Source organism: Streptomyces sp. NPDC107765 (assembly GCF_055657085.1).
Genome location: NZ_JBVKBL010000011.1, coordinates 107,754 through 132,257, shown reverse-complemented (window position 1 = coordinate 132,257; position 24,504 = coordinate 107,754). Strand labels below are relative to the sequence as shown.

18 protein-coding genes and 2 pseudogenes are annotated in these 24,504 nt (G+C 72.0%); 9 read left to right on the top strand and 11 right to left on the bottom strand.

Annotation, left to right across the window (positions count from 1 at the left end):
- Nucleotides 1-64: 64 nt before the first annotated feature.
- Nucleotides 65-2,782: an aconitate hydratase AcnA gene (gene acnA, locus ACZ7MX_RS25620; protein WP_472135575.1), complete on the bottom strand. Its 2,718-nt coding sequence runs from the start codon at nucleotides 2,780-2,782 to the stop codon at nucleotides 65-67.
- A 400-nt stretch (nucleotides 2,783-3,182) separates the two neighbouring features.
- Between acnA and ACZ7MX_RS25615 the strand changes: the two genes are divergently transcribed.
- Nucleotides 3,183-4,124, top strand: coding sequence for a sigma-70 family RNA polymerase sigma factor (locus tag ACZ7MX_RS25615; protein ID WP_472135574.1), 942 nt, complete (start codon nucleotides 3,183-3,185; stop codon nucleotides 4,122-4,124).
- A 49-nt stretch (nucleotides 4,125-4,173) separates the two neighbouring features.
- On the opposite strand, the gene ACZ7MX_RS25610 is transcribed toward ACZ7MX_RS25615, so the two are convergent.
- The 4 genes from ACZ7MX_RS25610 to ACZ7MX_RS25595 form a co-directional block, all read right to left on the bottom strand.
- Nucleotides 4,174-4,938, bottom strand: coding sequence for a S16 family serine protease (locus tag ACZ7MX_RS25610; RefSeq protein WP_472135739.1), 765 nt, complete (start codon nucleotides 4,936-4,938; stop codon nucleotides 4,174-4,176).
- A 215-nt stretch (nucleotides 4,939-5,153) separates the two neighbouring features.
- A complete protein-coding gene (locus ACZ7MX_RS25605) occupies nucleotides 5,154-5,957 on the bottom strand; it encodes a nucleotidyltransferase (protein ID WP_472135573.1) in 804 nt (267 codons plus the stop codon).
- Nucleotides 5,958-6,145: 188 nt separating this feature from the next.
- Entirely contained in the window at nucleotides 6,146-6,505 is a 360-nt protein-coding gene (locus ACZ7MX_RS25600; RefSeq protein ID WP_472135572.1) for a GntR family transcriptional regulator, read from the bottom strand.
- A gap of 1 nt (nucleotide 6,506) precedes the next feature.
- Nucleotides 6,507-7,475 carry a DUF1648 domain-containing protein gene (locus ACZ7MX_RS25595; RefSeq protein WP_472135571.1) on the bottom strand — a complete coding sequence of 323 codons (969 nt, stop codon included), beginning with the start codon at nucleotides 7,473-7,475 and terminating at the stop codon, nucleotides 6,507-6,509.
- A gap of 285 nt (nucleotides 7,476-7,760) precedes the next feature.
- On the opposite strand from ACZ7MX_RS25595, the gene ACZ7MX_RS25590 reads away from it, so the two are divergent.
- Nucleotides 7,761-9,290, top strand: coding sequence for a helix-turn-helix domain-containing protein (locus ACZ7MX_RS25590; protein WP_472135570.1), 1,530 nt, complete (start codon nucleotides 7,761-7,763; stop codon nucleotides 9,288-9,290).
- Between the two features lie 88 nt (nucleotides 9,291-9,378).
- Here the strand turns inward: ACZ7MX_RS25590 and ACZ7MX_RS25585 are convergent, their stop codons facing one another.
- Nucleotides 9,379-10,179: a VOC family protein gene (locus ACZ7MX_RS25585; protein WP_472135569.1), complete on the bottom strand. Its 801-nt coding sequence runs from the start codon at nucleotides 10,177-10,179 to the stop codon at nucleotides 9,379-9,381.
- Nucleotides 10,180-10,302: 123 nt separating this feature from the next.
- Nucleotides 10,303-11,430 (bottom strand): acyl-CoA dehydrogenase family protein, encoded by a 1,128-nt coding sequence (locus ACZ7MX_RS25580; RefSeq protein WP_472135568.1) that lies wholly within the window; start codon nucleotides 11,428-11,430, stop codon nucleotides 10,303-10,305.
- A 239-nt stretch (nucleotides 11,431-11,669) separates the two neighbouring features.
- Between ACZ7MX_RS25580 and ACZ7MX_RS25575 the strand changes: the two genes are divergently transcribed.
- Both ACZ7MX_RS25575 and ACZ7MX_RS25570 read left to right on the top strand, forming a co-directional pair.
- Nucleotides 11,670-13,319 (top strand): AMP-binding protein, encoded by a 1,650-nt coding sequence (locus tag ACZ7MX_RS25575; protein WP_472135566.1) that lies wholly within the window; start codon nucleotides 11,670-11,672, stop codon nucleotides 13,317-13,319.
- A 4-nt stretch (nucleotides 13,320-13,323) separates the two neighbouring features.
- Entirely contained in the window at nucleotides 13,324-14,175 is an 852-nt protein-coding gene (locus tag ACZ7MX_RS25570; protein WP_472135565.1) for a PaaX family transcriptional regulator, read from the top strand.
- A 13-nt stretch (nucleotides 14,176-14,188) separates the two neighbouring features.
- Here the strand turns inward: ACZ7MX_RS25570 and ACZ7MX_RS25565 are convergent, their stop codons facing one another.
- Nucleotides 14,189-14,938, bottom strand: coding sequence for an HAD family hydrolase (locus tag ACZ7MX_RS25565; protein WP_472135564.1), 750 nt, complete (start codon nucleotides 14,936-14,938; stop codon nucleotides 14,189-14,191).
- Between the two features lie 483 nt (nucleotides 14,939-15,421).
- Here ACZ7MX_RS25565 and ACZ7MX_RS25560 point away from each other — a divergent pair, with 483 nt between their 5' ends.
- The 3 genes from ACZ7MX_RS25560 to ACZ7MX_RS25550 all read left to right on the top strand — a co-directional run bounded on the left by ACZ7MX_RS25560 (nucleotide 15,422) and on the right by ACZ7MX_RS25550 (nucleotide 18,258).
- On the top strand, nucleotides 15,422-16,066 hold the full coding sequence (locus ACZ7MX_RS25560) for a TetR family transcriptional regulator (RefSeq protein WP_472135563.1): 645 nt from the start codon (nucleotides 15,422-15,424) through the stop codon (nucleotides 16,064-16,066).
- A 467-nt stretch (nucleotides 16,067-16,533) separates the two neighbouring features.
- Nucleotides 16,534-17,151, top strand: coding sequence for a ScbR family autoregulator-binding transcription factor (locus ACZ7MX_RS25555; protein WP_472135562.1), 618 nt, complete (start codon nucleotides 16,534-16,536; stop codon nucleotides 17,149-17,151).
- 129 nt (nucleotides 17,152-17,280) lie between these two features.
- Nucleotides 17,281-18,258, top strand: a complete 978-nt coding sequence (locus ACZ7MX_RS25550; RefSeq protein WP_472135561.1) for a ScbA/BarX family gamma-butyrolactone biosynthesis protein — start codon at nucleotides 17,281-17,283, stop codon at nucleotides 18,256-18,258.
- Nucleotides 18,259-18,307: 49 nt separating this feature from the next.
- Here ACZ7MX_RS25550 and ACZ7MX_RS25545 read toward each other — a convergent pair whose 3' ends face one another.
- Both ACZ7MX_RS25545 and ACZ7MX_RS25540 read right to left on the bottom strand, forming a co-directional pair.
- Nucleotides 18,308-20,755 (bottom strand): oxidoreductase, encoded by a 2,448-nt coding sequence (locus ACZ7MX_RS25545; protein ID WP_472135738.1) that lies wholly within the window; start codon nucleotides 20,753-20,755, stop codon nucleotides 18,308-18,310.
- Nucleotides 20,756-20,757: 2 nt separating this feature from the next.
- A complete protein-coding gene (locus ACZ7MX_RS25540) occupies nucleotides 20,758-21,585 on the bottom strand; it encodes an enoyl-CoA hydratase family protein (RefSeq protein WP_472135560.1) in 828 nt (275 codons plus the stop codon).
- 608 nt (nucleotides 21,586-22,193) lie between these two features.
- Here ACZ7MX_RS25540 and ACZ7MX_RS25535 point away from each other — a divergent pair.
- Nucleotides 22,194-22,445: pseudogene (locus ACZ7MX_RS25535) on the top strand (ATP-binding protein); the annotation flags it as partial.
- Between the two features lie 333 nt (nucleotides 22,446-22,778).
- A pseudogene (locus tag ACZ7MX_RS25530) lies at nucleotides 22,779-22,892 on the top strand (ATP-binding protein); the annotation flags it as partial.
- On the opposite strand, the gene ACZ7MX_RS25525 reads toward ACZ7MX_RS25530, so the two are convergent.
- On the bottom strand, nucleotides 22,855-24,450 hold the full coding sequence (locus tag ACZ7MX_RS25525; RefSeq protein ID WP_472135559.1) for an amino acid permease: 1,596 nt from the start codon (nucleotides 24,448-24,450) through the stop codon (nucleotides 22,855-22,857). The pseudogene ACZ7MX_RS25530 and the gene ACZ7MX_RS25525 overlap by 38 nt on opposite strands.
- Between the last annotated feature and the right edge of the window lie 54 nt (nucleotides 24,451-24,504).

Sequence of the window (24,504 nt, the reverse complement as noted above, 5' to 3'; positions counted from 1 at the left end):
GCACCCCCTCGGCAGAGGGAGTGCGGCCCGTCTTGGCGCAGTAGCCGGTTGCGGCTGCCGGGGATTACTTCCGGATCAGCGACCGCAGCACGTACTGCATGATGCCGCCGTTGCGGTAGTAGTCGGCCTCACCGGGGGTGTCGATGCGGACGACCGCGTCGAACTCGACGCCCGTGTCGGTGGTGACCTTGACCGTACGCGGCGTGGTGCCGTCGTTCAGCTCGGTCACGCCGGCGATGGAGAAGGTCTCCTCACCGGTCAGGCCGAGCGACTCGGCGTTGCGGCCCTCGGGGAACTGCAGCGGCAGCACGCCCATGCCGATGAGGTTCGAGCGGTGGATGCGCTCGTAGGACTCGGCGATGACGGCCTTGACGCCGAGCAGCGCGGTGCCCTTGGCGGCCCAGTCGCGGGACGAGCCGGAGCCGTACTCCTTGCCGGCCAGGACGACCAGCGGGATGCCCTGGTCGATGTAGTTGCGCGAGGCGTCGTAGATGAACGACACCGGCGCGTCGGCCTGGGTGAAGTCGCGGGTGTAGCCGCCCTCGGTGCCCGGCGCGATCTGGTTGCGCAGGCGGATGTTGGCGAAGGTGCCGCGGATCATGACCTCGTGGTTACCACGGCGGGAGCCGTAGGAGTTGAAGTCGCGACGCTCGACGCCGTGCTCGGTGAGGTACTGGCCGGCCGGGGTGTCGGCCTTGATCGCACCGGCCGGGGAGATGTGGTCGGTGGTGACCGAGTCGCCCAGCTTGGCGAGGACGCGGGCGCCGGTGATGTCCTGGACCGGCGCCGGGTCCATCTGCATGCCCTCGAAGTAGGGGGGCTTGCGGACGTAGGTGGACTCGGCGTCCCACTCGAAGGTGTTGCCGGTCGGGACCGGGAGCGCGTTCCACTGGGCGTCGCCCGCGAAGACGTCGCTGTAGGACTTGGAGAACATGTCCTCGCCGATGGCGTTGGCGACGACGTCGTTCACCTCGGCCTCGGTCGGCCAGATGTCCTTCAGGTAGACCGGGTTGCCGTCCTGGTCGGTGCCCAGGGCGTCGCGGGTGATGTCGACCTTCATGGAGCCGGCGAGGGCGTAGGCGACGACCAGCGGCGGCGAGGCCAGGTAGTTCATCTTGACGTCGGGGTTGATCCGGCCCTCGAAGTTGCGGTTGCCGGAGAGCACCGAGGTCACGGCCAGGTCGTGGTCGTTGACGGCCTTGGAGACCTCCTCCGGCAGCGGGCCGGAGTTGCCGATGCAGGTGGTGCAGCCGTAGCCGACGAGGTTGAAGCCGACCTTGTCCAGGTACGGCGTCAGACCGGCCTTGTCGAAGTAGTCGGTGACGACCTTCGAGCCCGGGGCGAGGGTGGTCTTGACCCACGGCTTGCGGGTCAGGCCCTTCTCGACGGCCTTCTTGGCGACCAGCGCCGCGGCGACCATGACGTACGGGTTCGAGGTGTTGGTGCAGGAGGTGATGGCCGCGACGGTCACCGCACCGTGGTCGAGGGTGTAGGTCGAGCCGTCGGGGGCGGTGACGGTGCAGGGGTTGGACGGCGCACCGTTGGGGTGGACGGCCGGGGCGTCGGAGGCCGGGAAGGACTCCTGGCCCGCCTCGTCCACCACGTCGACGTAGTTGCGGACGTCCAGCTTGAACTGCTCGGCGGCGTTGGCGAGGACGATGCGGTCCTGCGGGCGCTTCGGGCCGGCGATCGACGGGACGACGGTGGAGAGGTCCAGCTCCAGCTTCTCGGAGAAGTCCGGCTCGGCCTTCGGGTCCAGCCAGAGGCCCTGCTCCTTGGCGTACGCCTCGACCAGGGCGACCTGCTTGGCGTCACGCCCGGTCAGGCGCAGGTAGTTCAGGGTCTCGTCGTCGATCGGGAAGATCGCGGCGGTGGAGCCGAACTCGGGCGACATGTTGCCGATGGTGGCGCGGTTGGCGAGGGAGGTGGCGGCGACGCCCTCACCGTAGAACTCGACGAACTTGCCGACGACGCCGTGCTTGCGCAGCATCTCGGTGATGGTGAGCACGAGGTCGGTGGCGGTGGTGCCGGGCTTGAGCTCACCGGTCAGCTTGAAGCCGACGACGCGCGGGATGAGCATGGAGACCGGCTGGCCGAGCATCGCGGCCTCGGCCTCGATGCCGCCGACGCCCCAGCCCAGGACGCCCAGGCCGTTGACCATCGTGGTGTGCGAGTCGGTGCCGACCAGGGTGTCGGGGTACGCCTGGCCGCCGCGGACCATGACGGTGCGGGCCAGGTACTCGATGTTGACCTGGTGGACGATGCCGGTGCCGGGCGGGACGACGGCGAACTCGTTGAACGCCTTCTGGCCCCAGCGCAGGAACTGGTAGCGCTCCTTGTTGCGGCCGTACTCCAGCTCCACGTTCTGGCCGAAGGCGTCCTTCGTGCCGAACTTGTCGGCGATGACGGAGTGGTCGATGACCAGCTCGGCCGGGGCCAGCGGGTTGATCTTCGCCGGGTCGCCGCCCAGCTCCTTCACGGCCTCACGCATGGTGGCGAGGTCCACGACACACGGCACGCCGGTGAAGTCCTGCATGATCACGCGGGCCGGCGTGAACTGGATCTCCTGGCTGGGCTGGGCCTGCGAGTCCCAGTTGCCGAGCGCCCGGATGTGGTCGGCGGTGATGTTCGCGCCGTCCTCGGTGCGGAGCAGGTTCTCCAGCAGCACCTTCAGGCTGTAGGGAAGGCGAGCGGAGCCCTCGACCTTGTCCAGCTTGAAGATCTCGTACGACTCGTCGCCCACGCGCAGCGTGCTGCGGGCGTCGAAGCTGTTCGCCGACACGACAGTCTCCTTCATGCATGAATTCGCGCGTACCACCGCATCCTGCCGTCACGGGCTTTCGCCCCATCCGCTAAGGTGAGCCTAAGTTAGGTACGCCTTACTAGAGCGGCAGCGGTACGCCTCTCGGCAGATATCTCGATGTCGAGATAACTCTAGTACATCGAGGCGGCGCGGTCATGCCCCGACTTTCCTGTGCCCGCTTTCCCCGCACGCGGGCGGTGACGCTTCCGGCACGGGTTGCACATACAGGGCGACGAGCGCGAGCCGGCACAGGCGGGCCGGGTCGGCGATGACCTCGCACGACGCGGCGTGACAACTCCATGCCCTCACGTGACCGTCACATCGTGCCGGTCCGCTACGTCATCCTCATGACGCACCTCGACGGGGAAGCAGGAGAGCGATGACCGACGCCCAGTGGCTGGCGGAGCAGTTCGAGGAGAACCGGAGGCATCTGCGGGCGGTGGCCTACCGGATGCTCGGCTCGCTCAGCGAGGCGGATGACGCCGTGCAGGAGGCCTGGCTGCGGCTGAGCCGGTCCGGCGTGGACGGGGTGGAGAACCTGGGCGGCTGGCTGACCACGATCGTGGGCCGGGTCTGCCTGGACCAGCTGCGGATGCGCAAGGCGCGTCGTGAGGACCCCCTCGACACGCACGTCCCCGAGCCGATCGTGAGCTCCCCGGACCGCGTCGACCCGGAACAGGAGGCACTGCTGGCCGACTCGGTGGGGCTCGCCCTGCTGGTCGTTCTGGAGACCCTCACCCCCGCCGAACGGCTGGCGTTCGTGCTCCACGACATGTTCGCGATGCCCTTCGACGAGATCGCGCCGGTCATCGACCGCACACCGGCCGCCACCCGGCAGCTCGCCAGCCGCGCCCGCCGGCGGGTCCGGGGCACGGCGCCGGTTCCGGACTCCGATCTCACCCGCCAGCGGGAGGTGGTCGAGGCCTTCCTCGCCGCCTCGCGCGGGGGTGACTTCGACGCGCTGCTCGCGGTGCTCGACCCGGACGTGGTGCTGCGGGCGGACGCCGGTGCCGCGCCCGGCGGCATCTCGAAACTGGTCCGCGGGGCCCGGCCGGTCGTCGAACAGGCCCTGCTGTTCTCCCGGTTGGCGCTGTCCGCCCGGCCGGCCCTGGTCAACGGCGCGCCGGGGGTGGTCACGGTGCACAACGGCCGGCTCTTCTCCGTCATGGGCTTCACCCTCGCGCACGGAAGGATCGTCGAGATCAACATCCTGGCCGACCTCGCGCGGCTGCGGCGGCTGGACCTGACCATCCTCGACGAGGACGAGGACGAGGACAGGACGATGACCAGGACACCGAGGTCATCGACCGACGGCGAGTGAGGGCAACCGGCGATGGAGGACCGCTGCTCGAGGAGTCGCGTGGGCCGCCTCAGCAGTGGGGGACCGTGCCGCCACGGGCCAGTGCGCGCAGTGCCTGCACCGCGCTCTTGAGCGTGGTGACGGGGACCAGCCGCAGCCCCGCCGGTGCGGGCTGCACCTGTGCGCACTCCTCCTCCGGCACGAGGAAGACACTCGCCCCGTCGCGCCGCGCCGCCTGTGTCTTGAGCGCCGCGCCACCGACCGCACCCACCGTGCCGTCGGCGTCGATGGTCCCCGTACCGGCGATGGTGCGACCGCCGGTGAGGTCGCCGCCGCTGCCGTCGCCGGCCAGCTTGTCGACGATGCCGAGCGAGAACATCAGCCCGGCGCTGGGCCCGCCCACGTCGTCCAGCGTCAGCTTCACCTTCACCTGGTCCGGGTCCTTGTGCAGCAGCCCGAGCGAGGCGGCGACGGCGGACCGCTGGGAGGACTTCATGTCCGCGAGGTTGTGCTGGGCGACCTGCGCATCGGACTTTCCGGAAGGAAAGACGGCATCTTTGGGCATCACCGCACGATCCGGACGGAACCAGGCGTCGACCACCTGGCCCAGGTGGATGTCGACATGCGGGCCGGTCGCCTGGATCGCCACCATCCGCAGCTGGCCGCGGGTCTTACGCACCGGGGCACCGCTGACGGCGATGACCTCCCCGCCACCGTGCTTCCCCAGCACGTCCGTGGTCTGCCCGGGCCGCGCCACCGAGTACGGCAGCGGCGCGAACCCCACCACGGCGAGCAGCGCCACCAGCGGCACGACGCCGAGCGCGATCCCCCGCACCCGGGCGCGGGACCCGGAACGGCCGGGAGCCGGGGTCGGCGCAGGCGTCTGCGAGGGCGTCGACGTTGACGTCGGGGCTTCGTCACGGGAGGGGCGAGTGGTCACCCGGCCCAATCTAGATCACGGCAATTGCCCGCTTTCACCGACCCCGGAACGCCGCGCCCGTTCGACACCGGACACGCTCAACTCCGGTTATTCTCCGTGCAGTTGACGTCTCAAGCCCGGCCCTCTCCGTACGTCACGAGGGTCCGGTCGAGGGCCGGGCCGAGGAAGGCGCGGGTGAGGTCGGCGCGGCGAAGGTGCCAGGGCGAGGGACCGGGGCGGTCCGGGTCCGCGGGCACGAGGGCGGACCGGGGGCCGTACCGCCGGTTTTCGATGTCGGTGACGACGGCGTCCGGGGCACCGAGTTCGCCGAGGACGGTCAGCGCCGCGGCCTTGGTGATGAGGGTGCCGTCGCGAAGGGTCACCGTGGCGCGGGCGAGGGTCAGCAGTCCGAGGTCGACCCAGACGTCCTGGAGCCAGCGCGCCGGGTGGTCCAGGGCGGGCCGCCAGTAACTCCGCAGGTCGTGACGGATGTAGGCGGCGAGCTCGGCATCGGTCACCGGCGGGAGCAGCGCACCGGGGGCGTCACCGGTAAGGACGCGGCCGAACGTGTGGAGTTCGCGCCGGGTGACGGGGGTGACCGGGCGGCGCAGCACCTCCCGGTGGGCCCAGGTGAGGTGGCTGCGTCCGGGGTCGGCGGCGGTGTCATCGGCGACCAGGTAGCTGCAGTGCAGGTGCCGGGCGAGCGGGTCGCCGGCGTCCAGCGTGCGGTGCAGCGCACCGATCTCGCGTTCGTCCTCCGGGGTGGGGGGACGGTCGAGGACCGCGATCAGGTCGAGGTCGCTACGGCCCTCCTGGTAGTCCCCGCCGCCCAGCGAACCGTGCGCCCACAGGGCCCGGAGCGGAAGCCGCGTGTGCAGGGCGGTGTGGAAGCGCTGGAGGAGGGCGTCGGTGCGCCGGTCCTGGGTGGGTTCCATGGCTGCAGTGTGGCCCGGACGGCGCAGCACGGGGAGGGGCCGGACGAGAGCGGGGCGGCGCGCAACGACCAGCGGCCCCCGCACCGGCCCTGGGGTGCCGCGCAACGGCCGGGCGACCGGCTCGCACCGTTCCGCCCGCCCCTTCACTGCCCGTCCGCCTGCCCCTCACCGCTCGTCCGCCCGCTCCCTCACCGCCCGTTAAGCCCCACCCGCACCACCCCCACGATCTCGTCGTCCGAGAGCCCCAGTTGGCGGGCCTCGGCGATCAGACGGGCGGCGGTCTCGCCGAGGCGGGCGCGGGCCGGCGAGGTGGTGCCGGTGACGACCGCGCCGCGGCCGCGGCGGAGTTCGATCAGGCCCTCTTCCTTGAGGCGCTGATAGCCGCGCAGGACCGTGTGCACGTTCACGCCCAGGGACGCGGCGAGTTCGCGGGCGGCCGGCAGCCGCTCCCCGGTGCTGACGCTGCCGTCGGCGATCGCCCCGCGGACCGATGCCGCGATCTGGTCGCCGAGCGGGACGGACGAGCCGGGATCGACCCGGAAGAGCACCTCAGCCTCCTTTCTGCGACCGCGCGCGGTCCGCGTACGTGTTGAGCAGGGCAGCGGCGGTGGCCGCGTCGTCGACCGTCACCGCGAACGTCCGGCCGCCGGTGAGCGTCACCACGATGCCGTCACCCGAGCGCAGTATGAGCCCGCTGCCGCCGGGGCGGATGCGGTAGCCCCAGCCGCCGTACTCCCGCAGGGCGGCGATCGGCCGGCCGGTGGCCTCCGTGATGCGGTCGAGGGGCACCTGCCGGATGCGGAGCCGCGAGGGCAGCAGGGTGGGCGCGACGGTCAGGCCGCGACGGTCGACGGTCACCCGCACGGAGGCGAACGGAAGGACCACGGCCGCCGCGAGGATCAGGCTCAGGCTCGCCCACCAGTCGACGAGGACGCCGAGGACCAGCCCGCCGCAGAGCAGCACGCCGCCGAGGACGGCCATCAGGGGTGAGCTGATGGTGCGTGACCAGCCGGCGGCCGTGCCGGCCGGGAGATCAAGCCGGGGTGCCCGGCCGGACTCCGGGTGCGGCAGCCGGGGCGGGGCGCCGGCCAGCAGCCGGCCGAGTACACCGGCGGCCAGGGCGACCACCACCATCGCGGGCAGATGCCACAAGGGCAGCCGTACGGCCGAGGCATCGGCGACGCCGTCGTTGAGGAGCAGGGTGAGGCAGCCGGGATAGCCGACCCCGGCGGCCGTGGCGTAACCGCCGGCGATCAGCCAAGGGGTGGCGGGGCGGAACGCACGCACCTGGAGGAGGGCACCGAAGACGGCGCCGCTTACCAGGAGGAGCCCCAGAACCCCCGTCAGAAAGTCCGGGGCGGTGCCATAGCCGTCGGCCCGGCCGCCGGTGGCGAAGTGGGTCGCGAGCGGTTCGGGCAGCCGGTCGGCGACGACGGCGTACACGAGCACGACGGTGGTGGGCACGGCGACGAAAGGGAACGCGGCGATCAGGGCCCACCAGGGACCGCTCGACGCCAACCCGGAACGCGACCGCGCCCCGTCCCCGACCCCTGTCGCACCTTTCATCCCTTTCACGCTTTTCACACCTTTCACGCCCTTCACTCGCCAAAGGCCCTTTGCGCAGTATTTAGTGCGCCATTGGGGGTACCAGCCGAATAGGGCCCGTTGGTCCTACGCCCCACGGCATCGCGCACACACCGTCGGTGACCCACCCTCAACCACCCCCACTTATTCGCATACTAATAGAACAACTCAACCACCATCAATTGCATACCCATCTCATATCTGAGATACGGTCGCCCCATGGCAGACGACTACCTCGTACGCATCGGCAAGCTCATCCGTGACGCCCGGCAACACCGGGGCTGGACGCAGACGCAGCTCGCGGAGGCGCTCGGCACAAGCCAGAGTGCGGTGAATCGCATCGAACGCGGGAATCAGAACATCAGCCTTGAGATGATCGCTCGCATCGGCGAGGCGCTGGACAGTGAGATCGTCTCGCTCGGCTATGCCGGCCCGATGCATCTGCGGGTGGTCGGTGGCCGCCGGCTGTCCGGCAGCATCGACGTGAAGACGAGCAAGAACGCCTGCGTGGCGCTGCTCTGCGCCACTCTGCTGAACGCCGGACGCACAACTCTGCGCCGGGTGGCCCGCATCGAGGAGGTCTACCGCATCCTCGAAGTGCTCGGCAGCATCGGCGTACGCACCCGCTGGATCAACGACGGCAACGACCTGGAGATCGTGCCGCCCGCGGAACTCGACCTGGACTCCATGGACTTGGAGGCGGCCCGCCGCACCCGCAGCGTCATCATGTTCCTCGGTCCGCTGCTGCACCGCATGGACCGCTTCAAGCTGCCGTACGCGGGCGGCTGCGACCTCGGCACCCGGACCGTCACCCCGCACATGGCGGCGCTGCGGCACTTCGGGCTGGAGATCACCGCGACCGACGGCACCTACCTCGGCGAGGTCGACCGCACCGTCACCCCCAAGCGCGCGATCGTGCTGACCGAGCGCGGGGACACCGTCACCGAGAACGCCCTGCTGGCGGCGGCCCGGCACGACGGCGTCACGGTCATCCGCAACGCCTCCTCCAACTACATGGTCCAGGACCTCTGCTTCTTCCTGGAGGAGTTGGGCGTCCGGGTCGACGGCATCGGCACCACCACGCTCACCGTGCACGGCATCGCGCACATCGAGCGCGATGTGGACTACGCCCCCTCCGAGGACCCGGTCGAGGCGATGAGCCTGCTGGCCGCCGCGGTCGTCACCGAGTCGGAACTGACCATCCGCCGGGTGCCGGTGGAGTTCCTGGAGATCGAGCTCGCGGTCCTGGAGGAGATGGGCCTGGACCACGAACGCAGCACGGAGTACGCCGCCGACAACGGCCGCACCCGGCTGATCGACCTGACCGTCCGCCCCTCCAAACTCCAGGCCCCGCTGGACAAGATCCACCCGATGCCCTTCCCGGGCCTGAACATCGACAACGTCCCCTTCTTCGCGGCGATCGCGGGCAGCGCCCAGGGCCAGACCCTGATCCACGACTGGGTCTACGACAACCGCGCGATCTACCTCACGGACCTCAACCGCCTCGGCGCCCAGGTCAAACTGCTCGACCCGCACCGGGTCCTGGTCGACGGCCCGACCCGCTGGCGCTCCGCGGAAATGATGTGCCCCCCGGCCCTGCGCCCCGCCGTCGTCGTCCTCCTCGCCATGATGGCCGCCGAAGGCACCTCCGTCCTGCGCAACGTCTACGTCATCAACCGCGGCTACGAGGACCTCGCGGCCCGCCTCAACTCCATCGGCGCCCAGATCGAGATCTTCCGGGACATCTGAACGCCGGCCCCGGCTGCGGCAGTTCGGGCAGGCACCCGCCCCCGGCTGCCGTCAGCCGGGGCGTGCCGCGCCTGCCGGGGTCCCGGCGTCACAGCGCTCCGTGCGGCGTGAGGACGACGAATTCGGCGCCTGCGGAGTCCGTGCAGACGGCGAGGCGGCCGACGCCCTCGGCGGTTTCGGGGCCCATGGAGAGGGTGCCGCCGTTGCCGGTCACCAGGCCGACGGTGGCGTCGCAGTCCTTGGAGATGAAGACGGGGTGCCAGTAGGGCTTGCCGGTGGGGGCGAGGAGGTCGGTGGGGACGCCCATGAGGCCGCCGTGCGTGCGGTCGTCGCCGCAGTGCGCGGGGGTGAGGAGGGTGTAGGTGCCGCCTCCGGCGGGGAGCGGCATGTCCTGGGTGTGCCAGTCGAAGACGGATCGGTAGAAGGTCTGGGCGGCGGCCGGGTCGGTGGTGTACAGCTCCGTCCAGCCCAGGCTGCCCGGGGCGTCGGCGGCCTCGAAGCCCGGGTACCGCGCGGGCTGCCAGACGGCGAAGTCCGCGCCCTGCGGGTCCGTGAGCTGCGCGAAGCGGCCGTCCTCGGCGCCGACCATGACCGGCTGCGAACGGACCGAGCCGCCCGCCCGCTCCACCGCCTTGACCGTGGCGTCCGCGTCGGGGGTGTGGAAGTAGATCGTCCAGGCCGACGCGGCGCCGTCCTCGGTGAGCGGGCCGACCGCGCCCACCGCCTTCCCGTCGAGCCGGAAGAGCGTGTATCCGCCCGCCTGCTGGTCACCGAACGGCTCCGACCGCCAGCCGAACACCGCTCGGTAGAAGGCCGTCGCGACCTCGACGTCGGGCGCACCCAGATCGAGCCAGCACGGGGAGCCGGGGACGAAGTCAGTAGTGATCATGGCGTTTCCCTTCGCGGATCCTCTCTGGATTCAGCCTGACATTCGGCACTGACAATCGCCCGTCGGAACGGTGGGTGACCGCCGGTCGGCGGGCCGTGCGCGGCACCGGCCCGCCGTCGGCGGTCAGGCCCGGTAGAGCTCCTTCGCGATGATCGAGCGCTGCACCTCCGTGGCGCCCTCGTAGATGCGCGGAGCCCGGACCTCGCGGTAGAGGTGCTCCAGGAGGTGGCCACGGCGCAGCGCGCGGGCGCCGTGGATCTGGACGGCGGCGTCGACCACGTACTGCGCGGTCTCGGTGGCCAGCAGCTTGGCCATCGCCGAGCGGCGGGCGATGTCGCGGGCCCCGGTGTCGTACGCGGTGGCCGCCGCGTAGACCAGGAGGCGGGCCGCCTCGGTGCGGGTGGCCATTTCGGCGAGCTGGTGGCCGACGGACTGCAGGTCCTTCAGCGGTCCGCCGAACGCGGTGCGCGCGCCGGCGTGCGCCACCGCGGCGTCCAGCGCGGCCTGCGCCATACCGACCGCGAAGGCGCCCACGCTCGGCCGGAAGAGGTTCAGCGTGCGCATCGCGACGGCGAAGCCGCCGTCCACCTCGCCCAGGACGTCCTCACCGGTCACCGGGGTGCCGTCGAAGACCAGCGTGCCGATGGGGTGCGGGCTGAGCAGTTCCAGGTGCGTGCCGGTCAGGCCGGGCCGGTCGGCGGGCACCAGGAAGGCGGTGACGCCGCGGGACCCCGGCGCGCCGCCGGTGCGGGCGAAGACGGTGGCGAAGTCCGCCTCGGGCGCGTTGGAGATCCAGCACTTCTCGCCGGTCAGCCGCCAGCGCCCCGGCCCGTCCGGCTCGGCGGCCAAAGACAGCGCGGCGGCGTCCGAGCCCGCGTCCGGCTCGCTCAGCGCGAAGGCGGCGACCGCGCGGCCGGCGACGACCTCGGGCACCCAGCGGGCGCGCTGCGCCTCGGTCCCCGACTGGACGACCGGACAGGTCCCCAGCCCCTGGAGCGCGAGGGCGGTCTCCGCCTCCGTGCACTCCTGGGCGAGGGACTCCCGCAGCAGGCACAGGTCCAGGGCGCGCGGCGGCCCGTCGTCCGGGAACAGGCGGCGCAGCAGGCCGAGTTCGCCGAGGGCGGCGACCAGGGGGCGGTTGACCCGGCCCTCGGTCCCCTTCTCGGCGAGCGGGCTCAGCCGTTCGGCCGTCATGGCGCGCAACGCGGCGCACCATTCCTGCTCGTCCGGTCCCAGCGCGAATACAGTCACGAGGCGGCTCCCTGGTAGCGGTCCTCTATCGCGGTCTGTTGACTGCCGTCACGAACACGTTACGCTGACGACGGATCCGCACGGCAGCCCCCGGGGCGAGGGACAGCCCTTGAGCGACGGACAGTCCCTGGACAACAGACAGTTCTGGAGCAGTCTCGACGGCTCGTCGGCCGGTCCCGGCCGGAGGGACGAGCAGCCGACCGAGCCGGCCACCCGGCCGTCCTAGGGGGCGCACCGCCATGGAGCCACGGTCCTCGGCCCACACCGACACCTTCGCGCGCGACCGGCTGCCACCTCGCGAGCAGTGGCCGCACCTGACCGACCTGGGCTATCCCGACCGGCTGAACTGCGGCGCCGAGTTGCTGGACGGCTCCCTCGCCCGGTACGGCGCCGACCGGCCCGCGCTGCGCGATGCGGCCGGCCGGGTCTGGACGTACGGGGAACTGCGCGCCCGGGTGGACGCGATCGCGCACGCGCTCACCGGTCCGCTGGGTGTGCGCCCCGGCAACCGCGTCCTGCTCCGCGGCCCCACCACCCCCTGGCTGGCCGCCTGCTGGCTCGCCGTGATGAAGGCCGGCGCGGTCGCGGTGACGGTGCTGGCCTCCCAGCGCCCCGACGAACTCGCCACGATCTGCGGGCTGGCACAGGTGCAGCACGCCCTGTGCGCGGCCGAGGCGGTCGACGACCTCGCGAAGGCCCAGGTCCCCGGGCTGCGCATCACGACGTACGGCGGCGACGGACCGGGCGATCTGCGGCACCTGGCCCGGCCCGGCGGCGCCCCGTACCCGGCGGTGCCGACCGCGGCCGACGACGTCGCGCTGATCGCCTTCACCTCCGGCACCACCGGCCGCCCCAAGGGCTGTCTGCACTTCCACCGGGACGTGCTCGCCATCGCCGACACCTTCTCCGCACAGGTGCTGCGGCCCACCCCGGACGACGTGTTCGCCGGCAGCCCGCCGCTGGGCTTCACCTTCGGCCTCGGCGGGCTGGTCATCTTCCCGCTGCGGGCCGGCGCCTCGGCCCTGCTCGCCGACTGGGGCGGACCCGAGCGGCTGCTCGGCGACATCGCCCGGCACCGGATCTCGGTGCTGTTCACCGCGCCGACCGCCTACCGCGCGATGCTGCCCCGGCTCGCCGGGCACGACGTCTCCTCGCTGCGCCGCTGCGTGTCGGCCGGGGAGAACCTGCCCGCCGCCACCTGGCAGTCCTGGTACGAGGCGACCGGTCTGCGGATCATCAACGGCATCGGCGCCACGGAACTGCTGCACATCTTCATCGCGGCCGCCGACGAGGCGATCCGGCCCGGCACCACGGGCCTGCCGGTGCCGGGCTTCGAGGCGCGGGTGGTGGACGCGGACGGCGCGCCGGTGCCGGACGGCGAGCCCGGACTGCTGGCGGTCCGCGGCCCGACGGGCTGCCGCTACCTCGCGGACCCGCGGCAGACCGCGTACGTGCGGGACGGCTGGAACCTCACCGGCGACACCTATGTCCGCGAGCCGGACGGCTACTTCCGCTATGTGGCCCGCGCGGACGACATGATCATCTCGGCCGGGTACAACATCGCCGGCCCCGAGGTGGAGGACGCCCTGCTGCACCACCCCGACGTGACCGAGGCCGCGGTCGTCGGGCGACCGGACGAGGAGCGCGGGCAGGTGGTGGTCGCCCACGTCGTCCTGCGGGCCGGTGTACCCCAGGGCCCGGACACCGTCGCCGCGCTGCGCGCCTTCACCAAGTCCCGCATCGCCCCGTACAAATGCCCGCGCGAGATCGTCTTCCACACCGCGCTGCCGCGCACCCCGACCGGCAAGCTCCAGCGCTTCCGGCTGCGCGCGCCGCAAGAGGCGGCCGACCCGTCCCGCGGGCCGCACCCGGTCGTCGATCTACAGTGATCCGGTGACCGACCAGCAGACACAGCGCACCCCCCGGTCCCTGATCGTCACCTTCTACGGTGCGTACGGGCGCGACGAGCCCGGCCCGGCGGACCAGCCGGCCGGGCCGGTGCCGGTCGCCGCGCTGATCCGGCTGCTCGGCGTGCTGGGTGTCGATCCGCCGTCGGTGCGTTCCTCGGTCTCCCGCCTCAAGCGGCGCGGCCTGCTCGTCCCCGGGCGGACCGTCACCGGGGCGGCCGGCTACGGGCTGTCGGACGCGGGCCGCCAGCTGCTGGACGACGGTGACCGGCGGATCTTCGGCCGGCCGGCCGCGCGGCTGTCCGACGGCTGGGTGCTGGCCGTCTTCTCCGTCCCCGAGGAGGAGCGGCACAAACGGCACCTGCTGCGCTCACGGCTGGCCCGGCTGGGCTTCGGTACCGCCGCCCCGGGTGTGTGGATCGCCCCCGCCCACCTCTACGAGGAGACCCGGCACACCCTGGAGCGGCTCGAACTCGCCCCCTACGTCGAGCTGTTCACCGGTACCCATGCGGGTTTCGCGCCGACGGCCTCGTCGGTGGCGCGGTGGTGGGACCTGGACGCCATCGCCGCGCAGCACCGCGCCTTCCTGGCGGAGCAGGAGCCGGTGCTGCGCCGGTGGTCACGGCGGCGCACGGTGCCGGGCGAGGCCGCCTACCACGACTATCTGCTGGCCCTGGACGCCTGGCGCCGTCTGCCGTACGCGGATCCCGGACTGCCCTCTCCCCTCCTGCCGGAGGACTGGCCGGGTGGCCGCGCCGCGGAGGTCTTCGGCCGGCTGCACGACACCTTGCAGGCGGCGGGCGCCCGTTACGTGCGTGAGGTGACGGCCGGGCCGTGACGGCCGCGGCGCGTCAGCGGCGGCGCTGTACGGCCCGCGCGGCGCCCGCGGCTCCGGCGGCCATGGCGGGGCGCGGCCGGGCGGCGGCGATCACCGACACCACGTCCTTGAACGAACCGCACATGCGCGTACCGGCGACCGCGGCCAACTCGCCGAACGTGCCGACCCCGTACGTCACCGCGACCGGCTCCATCCGCGCGGTGACCGCCATCCTCATGTCCCCCACGGTGTCCCCCACGTAGGCGGTCTGCCAGGCCGCGACCCCCAGCCGGCCGGCCGCCCGCAGCACCAGCTCCGGGTGCGGCTTGCCGCGCCGGACCATGTCCTGGCCGATGACCGGCCCGACCAGGTCGCGGATGCCCATGACGTCGAGCAGCGCCTCGGCGCTGCGGGTGGGCTTGGACGTGGCGACCGCCAGTTCGACGCCGTGGGCGCGCAGTGCGGACAGCCCCGCGCTCACGCCGGGGAAGAGCAGCTGCGGTCCCTGACAGAGCACTTCGTAGGAGAACAGCTCGCGGTAGCGGTTGATGGCGGCCTGCACCCGGCTGTCGTCCTCGGGACGGCCCAGCAGCCGGCCGAAGGCCGGGCCGGGCGGCTTGCCGATGGCCGCCGCCGCCTGCCGCGCGGTCACCGAGCAGCCCTGCTCCGAAGCCACCTTGACCAACAGTTTGCTGATGGCGGGCAGGGTGTTGGCGAGAGTGCCGTCCAGGTCGAAGACGGCGGCCCGGAGCGTGTCGACTCCGGTACCCCGTGCGCCTCTCACGGGACGTTCGCGGACTTCCGTTGCTACGCGCATGGCTGGAGACCTTTCGGGTTCCGGTGGGGGTGCGGGTTCGGGTGACGTTGCCGGCTCTGCTGGTGGGGCGGCCCGCGGTCGACGACTCGTAACGGCTGAGGCGGTCTCGCCATGGCGCACCGCTGTCCTGGGGCGGCACGCGACCGACGGGGCGGCTGCAACGGAAGAGAACGTCCCGTTTACCGCCTTCGGAGATTTAAAAACCGCCTGCGCTGTTTGTCAATGTGCCTTGGTCACTCCCTGACGGGTCGACAACACCCTTTCCAGCGTTCAGACTGGGGACACACGCTTCACAGGGGCCGCCGATGCCCCCAAGGGGCGGCGAACCGTCGACTTCCCGTCAGGAGACGCGAGTTCCGGCCAAACCCCTGAAGCATATCGAACCGCATGGTTGGTTTTCTATGTAGACTGCAAACAGCTCGCAGCCGTACTAGAGACGGGACGGACACCGTGCCCACCCAGCATCGCGCCATCCAGAGCCGCCAGGCACTCATCCGCTCGGCCGCCGAGACCTTCCTGGAGAAGGGGGTCCCGGCCGCGGGCATGGTCGAGATCAGCCGGCGGGCCCGCCTGAGCAAGGGCGCCCTCTACTTCCACTTCACGTCCAAGGACGACCTGACCCTCGCGGTGCGGGACTCCGCACTCGCCACCCTCCAGGAGATCGAGGACGCCTTCACCCGCTCCCCGGAGCCGCTGCCGCACGCCGTACGGGACTTCGCCGTCGAGCTGTTCGGCCGGGTGCGGACCGACTCGGTGCTGCGCGCCGGGCTGCGGCTGCGGCCCGAGACCGCACCGGGCCTCGGCATCTACGCCCTGGAGCAGCGCTGGTACGCGCTCTTCCTCGACAAGGCCGTCACCTGCGGCACCGGCAGCCCCGGCGGACCGGCCGCGGCGGACGCGCCGGACGCCGAACCGCGGCGCACCGCCCAACTGCTGACCTCGATCGTGGTGGGGCTGCTGCACCTGGGTGGCGAGGACGGCACCTGGTGGGACGAGGAGGCCGTCGCCGGGCTGTGGGCGCTGCTGCCGGAGGCCCCGGACCGGGTGCCGGCCGCCGGCGTTCCCGCACCGGCGCAACTGCCTGCGGCCGGCTGATCCGGAGCCGCCGCGCCGTACCGGGCCGCACCCGCGGCCCGTCTTCCTCTCTCCGGCGAACGCCGACGCGCCGTTGCCACCGTGCGTCCGCGTCACCGCTTCACGCACACCGCGCCGATGCCGGCACGTCGATGCCGTCCGGCGCCGGGGGTCACCTCCGCACCCGCTCGTCGGCGGTGAACTCCCGCCGCGCCTAAGGGCGGCGGCCGAGTCCGCCGGAGCGCGCAGCCGCTGCCGGGACCCGCGTGCCGCCGAGACTGCGGCAGCGAGGCCGGCCCTGCTCCCGCTGCCCTGCGCCCGATGCCCTGCTCCCGATGAAGTGCCCTGCGACCGACGGGGCTTGGGGACGGGCGGCGCGCGGTTCAATACCGCATGGTTGGCTTCTTTACCATGGCGCAAATAGACTGCGCGGCCACGAGCGGCGGTGGCGGCCGAACAACTCCAAGAGAGCATGCGGAGGATGATCTGTGGTCAAGCAGGAACGCGCACTGCGTACCCGACGCACGGTCCTCGAAGCAGCGGCTCACGTCATAGGACATCGCGGCTATCAGGCGGCCACCATGGCCGAGATCATCCAGCGCGCCGGCGTCACCAAAGGGGCGGTGTACTTCCACTTCACCTCCAAGGACGCGCTGGCCCGTGCCGTCATCACGGAGCAGACCGAACCGTTCCTCCCACAGGTCAGCGCGTCCCGCCTCCAGGACGCCATCGACTTCACGCACCAGGTGGCCCTGGCGCTGCGCAGCGACCCGATGCTGCAGGCCGGCACCCGGATCGCGGTGGAAACGACCTTCAGCGAGGAACCGTTGATGCCCTATCAGGTGTGGACGGACATCATCACGACGATGTTCCGCGAGGCCCGGGACAACGGGGAATTACTGCCGGGCGTGGTGCCCGAACGGGCGGCCGAGTTCTTCGTCGCCGCCTACATGGGCGTGCAGTTGTTCTCGCGGGCCGCGACCAATCGCGCGGACCTCCCCGAGCGGGTCACCGCGCTGTGGAAGCACACCCTGCCGGGGCTGGCCGCGCCCGGTCCGTTGAGCCATCTCGATCCGCACGGCCGCAGGACCCAGGTCCCCATCTGAACCGCGCTTCACTCCGGCAGGTGGCCCCTGGCAAACAAACCACATGGTCCGTATCTTAGTTACCTCGGGGCCGTCGTCGATCGTTCGCCCGTGAGGGCGCTGAGTGCCGCACCGCAGAAAGGGACGCCTATGGCCAGCGCCACCCTGATGCCCTCCTCCTCGCGCGACCACCACAGGGCGGCCCCGTCGGCGGGAGGTAACCGACCGACCTCGTACCCGCCCGGCCTCCGCGAGTACGGGCACCGCACCGCCGTGTCCGAGGTGTTCCTCACCAACTGGCGGCCCGGCCCCGGCAACAGCTGGGTGGTCAGCGCCCAGTGGCCGCGGGCCCACAGTTTCTACGAACCGGTCGCCGGGCTGCACGATCCGCTGCTGTTGATCGAGACCGTGCGGCAGGCGGGGATACTGCTGAGCCATGTGGCGCACCGGGTGCCGCTCGACCACCCCATCGTCTGGCAGCACGTCCGCTACGACCTCGCCCCGCAGGCGCTGCGCACCGCCGACGAACCTGCCGAGGTGGAGCTGCGGATCACCGACCATGACGTGGTACGCCGCGGGAAGCGCCTGATCAGCGCCCGTCAGGAGTTCCGCATCCGGTGCGACGGCGCCCACTTGGCCCATGCCCGGCTGATCTACTCCTGTCACAGCCCGACGGCCCACCGCCGGCTGCGCGGCAGATACGGCGACCTGGCGTTCGCCAACTCCCGTCGGCTGCCGGTGCCGGAGCCGGTCAGCCCACAGCTGGTCGCCCGGGACCGCGCACGCGATGTGGTGCTCTCCCCCACCGACCTCCCGGACCGCTGGCAGCTGCGGGTCGACACCTCCCATCCGGTGCTCTTCGGCCATCCCGTCGACCACGCCCCCGGCATGCTGATGGTCGAGGCCGTCCGCCAGGCCGCCCAGGCGGTGACCCCCGGTGTGCCGATGCTGCCGGTCTCCCTGGAGTGCTCCTTCGAGCGGTACGCCGAACTGGACGCGCCGAGTTGGGTGCGGGCGCACACCCCGGACCCGGTCACGCCCGGTGGCGCGCGACGGGTCGAGGTCGGCGTGGAACAGCACGGAAGACCGGTGGTCGCCGCGCGGATCACCGGCGTGCCGGCGCCCTGACGGACCGGCTCCTCGAGCGGCCCCGCCCGCGCTGCCCGTGCCTCCCCCGTCACCGCAGCGTGAGGCGGGGCTTCGGTGCGTCGGTGCGCCCGGTGGGCGGGGTGCGGCTGCCTGCCTGGTAGGGCAGCGGCCAGGGGGCGCCCGGGCCGGTGTAGCCCTGCTCGGCGGCGGCGTGCAGCGTCCAGTGCGGGTCGTAGAGGTGCGGTCGGGCCAGCGCGCACAGGTCGGCGCGCCCGGCGAGGACGAGGGAGTTCACGTCGTCCCAGGAGGAGATCGCGCCGACCGCGATGACCGGCACGCCGAGCGCGTTGCGGATCCGGTCGGCGAACGGCGTCTGGTACGAGCGTCCGAAGTCGGGGCGCTCGCCGGAGACGACCTGCCCGGTGGAGACGTCGATGGCGTCGGCGCCGTGCTCGGCGAACGCGCCCGCCATGACCACCGCGTCCTCGGCGGTGGTGCCGCCCTCGGCCCAGTCGGTGGCGGAGATCCGGACGGTCATCGGCCGGTCGTCCGGCCACACCTCGCGCACCGCGTCGAAGACGTCGAGGGGGAAGCGGAGCCGGCCGGCCAGGGAACCTCCGTAGGCGTCGGTGCGTTGATTGGTCAGCGGGGAGAGGAATCCGGACAGCAGATAGCCGTGGGCGCAGTGCAGTTCGAGGAGGTCGAAGCCGCAGTCGGCGGCGCGCCGTGCGGCGTCGGTGAACTCCCGCCGGAGATCGGCGAGTTCGCCGGTGGTCAGCTCGTGGGGGCGCTGGCTGCCGGGTTTGTAGGGAAGGGGGGATGCGGCGACGAGCGGCCAGTTGCCGGTGTCGAGCGGTTCGTCGATGCCGTCCCACATCAGCTTGGTGGAGCCCTTGCGGCCGGAGTGGCCGAGCTGCACGCCGATCGCGGTGCCGGGCGCCCGGGTGTGCACGAAGTCGGTGACGCGGCGCCAGGCCGCCGCCTGTTCGGCCGTGTAGAGACCGGCGCAGCCCGGGGTGATCCGGCCCTGTTCGCTGACGCACACCATCTCGGTCATCACGAGTCCGGCCCCGCCGAGGGCCCGGGCACCGAGGTGTACGAGGTGGAAGTCGCCGGGGACGCCGTCCTCGGAGGAGTACATGTCCATCGGTGACACCACCACGCGGTTGCGCAGGGTGAGTCCGCGCAGCCGGAAGGGCGTGAACATCGGCGGCGTGCCGGCCGGGATGCCCGCCTCGTCCTCGACGGCGGCGACGAATCCTGGGTCGCGCAGTCGCAGGTTGTCGTGGGTGACGCGGCGGCTGCGGGTGAGCAGGTTGAAGGCGAACTGGCGCGGCGGCTGGTCGACGTACCCGGCGAGTTCCTCGAACCACGCAAGACTGGCGCGCGCGGCCCGCTGGGTGGAGGCGACGACGGGCCGGCGCTCCGCCTCGTAGGCGGCGAGGGCGCCGGGGATGTCGGGTTGCTCTTCGAGGCAGGCGGCCAGCGCCAGGGCGTCCTCGACGGCGAGTTTGGTGCCGGAGCCGATGGAGAAGTGCGCGGTGTGCGCGGCATCGCCGAGCAGCACGGTGTTGCCGTGCGACCAGTGCTCGTTGACGACGGTGCGGAAGGCGATCCAGCTGGAGTTGTTGGACCGCAGGGCCCGCCCGCGCAGGGCGTCGTTGAAGACCTTGCCGCACCACTCCACCGACGTGCGCTCATCGGCCCGGTCCAGCCCGGCGGCCCGCCAGACCTCCTCCCGCATCTCCACGATGACGGTGCTGGCCCCGAGAGCGGACCCAGGACCGGCGGGCTCCGCCGAAGAGCGGGGGGAGAGCGGAGGGGCACCGGCGTCGGGGGCGGCGGCAGAACGGGCGTGGGGCGTCGGGCGGGAACCGGCGTCAGGGATGACGGCAGAACGGGCGTGAGGTGCAGTGAGGCCGGCGTCAGCGGAAACGGGTGCGGGAGCAGGAGCCGCGTAGGGGTAGGCGTGGAGCTGGACGACGCCGTGCTCGGTCTCGGCGATCTCGAAGCGGAAGGCGTCGAAGGCGAAGTCCGCGGCGAGCCAGATGTAGCGGCAGCGGTGGGTGGTCAGCTGCGGCCGGAAGACGTCGGCGTGCGCGGTGCGGGTCGCGCTGTGCACACCGTCGGCGGCGATGACCAGGTCGTACTCCCGGGCCAGTACGGCGGCGGGCGGCGCCTCGGTGCAAAAGCGCAGCTCCACGCCGAGGCCGCGGCAGCGCCGGTGCAGTACGGCCAGCAGCCGGCGCCGGCCGAGGGCCGCGAAGCCGTGCCCGCCGGAGGTGAGGGTGCGGCCGCGGTGCACGATGTCGATGTCGTCCCAGCGGACGAACTCCGCCTGGAGCGCGCGGTAGACCTCCGGGTCGGCGTGCTCGATGCCGCCGAGCGTCTCGTCGGAGAGGACGACGCCGAAGCCGAAGGTGTCGTCGGGGGCGTTGCGCTCGAAGACGGTGATCTCACGGGTGGGGTCGAGCCGTTTGAGGAGCGCAGCGGCGTACAGTCCGCCCGGTCCGCCGCCGATGACCGCGACCCGCACGGCTATTTCCCCTGCCACTTGGGCGTCCGCTTCTCGGTGAACGCGGCGTGGAATTCCGCGTAGTCGGCGCTGTTCATCAGCAGTGCCTGGGTCGCGGCGTCCATCTCGACGGCGGCGGCCAGCGGCATGTCGAGTTCGGCGGTGAGCAGCGCCTTGGTCTGTGCGTGCGCCAGCGCGGGCCCTTCGGCGAGCCGCCGGGCGAGCGCCGCGGCCGCCTCGTCGGCCCGCCCCTCGTCGGCCAACTCGCTGATCAAGCCGAGCCGTTCGGCCTCCGGCGCCCGGACCGCGTCGCCGAGCATCAGCAGTCGGGTGGCGTGCCCGAGCCCGATGACCCGCGGCAGCAGATAGGCCGCGCCCATGTCGCCGCCGGACAGTCCGACCCGGGTGAAGAGGAACGCGAAGCGGGCCGAGGGATCGGCGACCCGGAAGTCCGCGGCCAGCGCGAGCACCGCACCGGCCCCGGCCGCGACGCCGTGCACCGCTGCGATCACCGGGAACGGTGCCTCCCGCACGGCCCGCACGACCTGGCCGGTCATCCGGTTGAAGTCCAGCAACTGGCCGGTGTCCATGCCCAGGGTGGCCCCGATGATCTCCTCGACGTCACCCCCCGAGCAGAACCCGCGCCCCTCCCCTGCCAGCACGAGGGCGCGTACGGAGCGCTCCCGGGACAGCTCGGCGAGCAGATCACGGAGATCGGCGTACGCCTCGAAGGTCAGCGCATTGAGCCTCTCCGGTCGCGCCAGGGTGACCGTGGCGACCCCGTCCTCCCTGGTCACACGGATGTGCTGCCAGGTCTCTGTACTACGGGCGGATCCTGCGAACGGACTCATCGGACTGCCTGCCCCCTTCGGCGGGTCGGCCGGTGGTGCTCTTCCGGATGCCCTTCGAAGCTATCACTGTTCTGTGACTGTCGTCATGAGGGCGCGATATGTGCGCTGCCGTGGCGAGGGCCGGATGGGGGGCGGAGGGGGGCGGACGGGGGGCGGATGGGGGCGGGGATTCGCCGAGCGCGGTGGGGGACGCGGCGTCGCCGAGGCCCTTGCGGGGAGCCGACTTTGGGGAATACCGCGCCCCGTCTTCACGTTGTCGGCCCCGAGGGGGCCTTCGCATCCCTTAGGGGATCTGTTCCCATGACCCCTAAGGTCCGTCCACGACCACCCCTGATCGGACCAGCGCGACGGCACCACCGGGGCACCCATCGCGCGCCGTCGCCGCGGCCGGCCGGCCGTACGCTCTCTACGTCCTGTACGCGCCCGGGCCCACCCCGCCCCGGCCCCGCCCCGCTGGGCCGAGGGTCCTGCCCGTTCGGGACTTTGGTCCCGCCTCGCGTATGACCTGGGTCATGTCCCTTGCGGTCGCCCGGCCCTGCCCGGGCGGCCCCCGTGCTTCCTACGGTGGAACCGTCCGAGCCCGCCCTCGCGAACGGAACGCCGCGCGCATGCTGGAATCGCCTCCGCCGTCGAGCTGGCGCATCGCGCTTCCTCGGGGAACGACGGCCGTGCCCATAGCTCGGGCGATGGTCCGCTGCGCGCTCCAGGACCTGGGGACCACCGCGGACCGCACCACCGCTCAGCTGCTCACCGCCGAGTTGGTCGCCAACGCCCTCAAGCACACCAGCGATGGTCACCCCATCGAGCTGGTGGTGGAGCGGCGGCCGGACGGGTGTCAGGTGGAGGTGCACGACGGCGACACGGTGCTCTTCGAGGGACTGGGAGAGCCGCTGCCGATGACGACGCCGCTAACGGTGCCACTGCCGGCGGTCGGACGGGGCAAGCCCCCGTCGCTGCCGGCGATCGGACCGGGCAAGCCCCTGCCGATGGCCGGGACAGGCGCACCTTTGGCGGTCTCCGGGCCGGACACACCGTCCCCGTTGGCCGGACCGGGGGACGAACGGGACGGCGAACCGGGCGGCGAATCAGGAGACGAACCAAGGAACGTACCGGTCGCCGTAACCGCGCCCCCCGCCTGCGTCCCAGCCCCCGCTCCCCCACCCGCACCCGCACCCGCACCCGCCATCCGGAACCGCGGGCTGCTCCTGGTGCGTTCGCTCAGCTCCGCCTCCGGCTGTCGGCGTACCGGGCACGGTAAAGCGGTCTGGTTCACCCTTCCCGAAGTGCACCGGGCGCGCCGGCGCTGACCGCCGCCTCGTGCTCCCGCTCGTCGCCCTTCTCGTCGTCCCTCTCGTTGTCCTTCCCCCTGTCCCTCTTGCCGTCCTCCTCGTCCTCCCCGTGCTCCCCGTGCTCCCCGTCCTCCGCAGTCGGCGCGGAGACCGTGCCGGGGCCGTCGGCCTGGCCGAGGCGGGAGTGGCGGCGCCCGTAGAGTGCGTAGACCAGCGCGCCGGCCACCAGGAAGCCCACGAACTGCAGCCAGGTGGCCGGGCCGGTCCCGTAGATCAGATAGCCGCAGAACGCGATGCCGAGGATCGGACTGAGCGGGAAGATCGGGACGCGGAAGCGGCGCGGCAGATCGGGCCGGGTCCGGCGGAGCACCAGCACGCTGAGATTGACCGCCGCCATGACCGCCAGCGTCCCGATGGTGGTCAGGTTCATCACCACGTCCAGGGGGACGACCGCGGCGGGCACGGCAAAGACGGCCGCGACGATCCAGGTGTTGGCCACCGGCGTGGACGTACGCGGCGAGATCTTTTCGAAGACGCGCGGGACCAGTCCGTCCCGCGACATCGACATCAGGATGCGGGTCTGTCCGTACATCACCGCGAGGACGACGGACGCGATGGCGACCACCGCGCCGAAGGCGATGACCCCGCCGCCGAGCGCGGAGTGAGTGACCCGGTTGACGATCAGCGACAGCGCGGCGGGCTGGTCGGCGACCTGGTCGGAGGAGAGCGCGCCGATGGCGGAGACCGCGACCAGGCAGTACAGCACGGTGACCACGCCGATGCAGATCATGATGGCGAGGGGGATGTTCCGCCGCGGGTTCCGGACCTCTTCCCCGGCCGTGGTGATCGCGTCGAAGCCGATGTACGAGAAGAAGGCGACCGAGGCGCCGGAGGTGATCCCGGCGATGCTCTGCGGCGCGAACGGCGAGAGGTGGCCGGCCCGGAAGGCGGTGAAGCCGATCGCGCAGAACAGCACCAGGATCGCCAGCTTCAGCACCGCCATGGCGGCGGTCGCGCGGGCGCTCTCCCGGATCCCCCGGACCAGCAGCAGCGCGGCGAGCAGGATCACGACGACGGCCGGGACGTTGACGATGCCGCCGTCGCCGGGCGGGTTGGAGAGCGCGGCCGGCAGCTGCCAGCCGGTCAGGCTGCCCAGCAGTTCGTTCAGGTACTGCCCCCAGCCGACGGCCACGGCCGACACCGAGACGCCGTATTCGAGCAGCAGGCACCAGCCCACGAGGAAGGCGGTGCGCTCGCCGAGGGTGGCGTACGCATAGGAATACGAGCTGCCGGACACCGGGATCGCGCCGCCCAGCTCTCCGAAGGAGAAGGCGGTGAAGATGCAGGTGACGGCGGCCAGCAGGAAGGAGACGATGACCGCGGGGCCGGCCTCGGCGACGGTGTCGGAGAGGCCGACGAAGATGCCGGTGCCGACGATGGCGCCGATGCCGAAGCAGACGAGCTGGAAGAGGCCCATGCTGCGCTTGAGGCCGTTGCCTTCCCGGTCCGCGCCCGATTCGGCGACGAGGAGGTCGGGGGACTTGATGCGCAGTCCGGAGGGACCTGGGGCACGCATGGGCGTTCTCTCTCTGGTGGTGCGGTGCGCGTGGCACGGGTGGGCCACGCACGA

What these genes read in the sequence shown, in the direction of transcription:
- ACZ7MX_RS25550 (WP_472135561.1), top strand. Translation starts at nt 17,281, where the DNA reads ATGGCCAGCGCCACCCTGATGCCCTCCTCCTCGCGCGACCACCACAGG.
- ACZ7MX_RS25615 (WP_472135574.1), top strand. Translation starts at nt 3,183, where the DNA reads ATGACCGACGCCCAGTGGCTGGCGGAGCAGTTCGAGGAGAACCGGAGG.
- ACZ7MX_RS25540 (WP_472135560.1), bottom strand. Translation starts at nt 21,585, where the DNA reads ATGAGTCCGTTCGCAGGATCCGCCCGTAGTACAGAGACCTGGCAGCAC.
- ACZ7MX_RS25590 (WP_472135570.1), top strand. Translation starts at nt 7,761, where the DNA reads ATGGCAGACGACTACCTCGTACGCATCGGCAAGCTCATCCGTGACGCC.
- ACZ7MX_RS25585 (WP_472135569.1), bottom strand. Translation starts at nt 10,179, where the DNA reads ATGATCACTACTGACTTCGTCCCCGGCTCCCCGTGCTGGCTCGATCTG.
- ACZ7MX_RS25575 (WP_472135566.1), top strand. Translation starts at nt 11,670, where the DNA reads ATGGAGCCACGGTCCTCGGCCCACACCGACACCTTCGCGCGCGACCGG.
- ACZ7MX_RS25525 (WP_472135559.1), bottom strand. Translation starts at nt 24,450, where the DNA reads ATGCGTGCCCCAGGTCCCTCCGGACTGCGCATCAAGTCCCCCGACCTC.
- ACZ7MX_RS25605 (WP_472135573.1), bottom strand. Translation starts at nt 5,957, where the DNA reads ATGGAACCCACCCAGGACCGGCGCACCGACGCCCTCCTCCAGCGCTTC.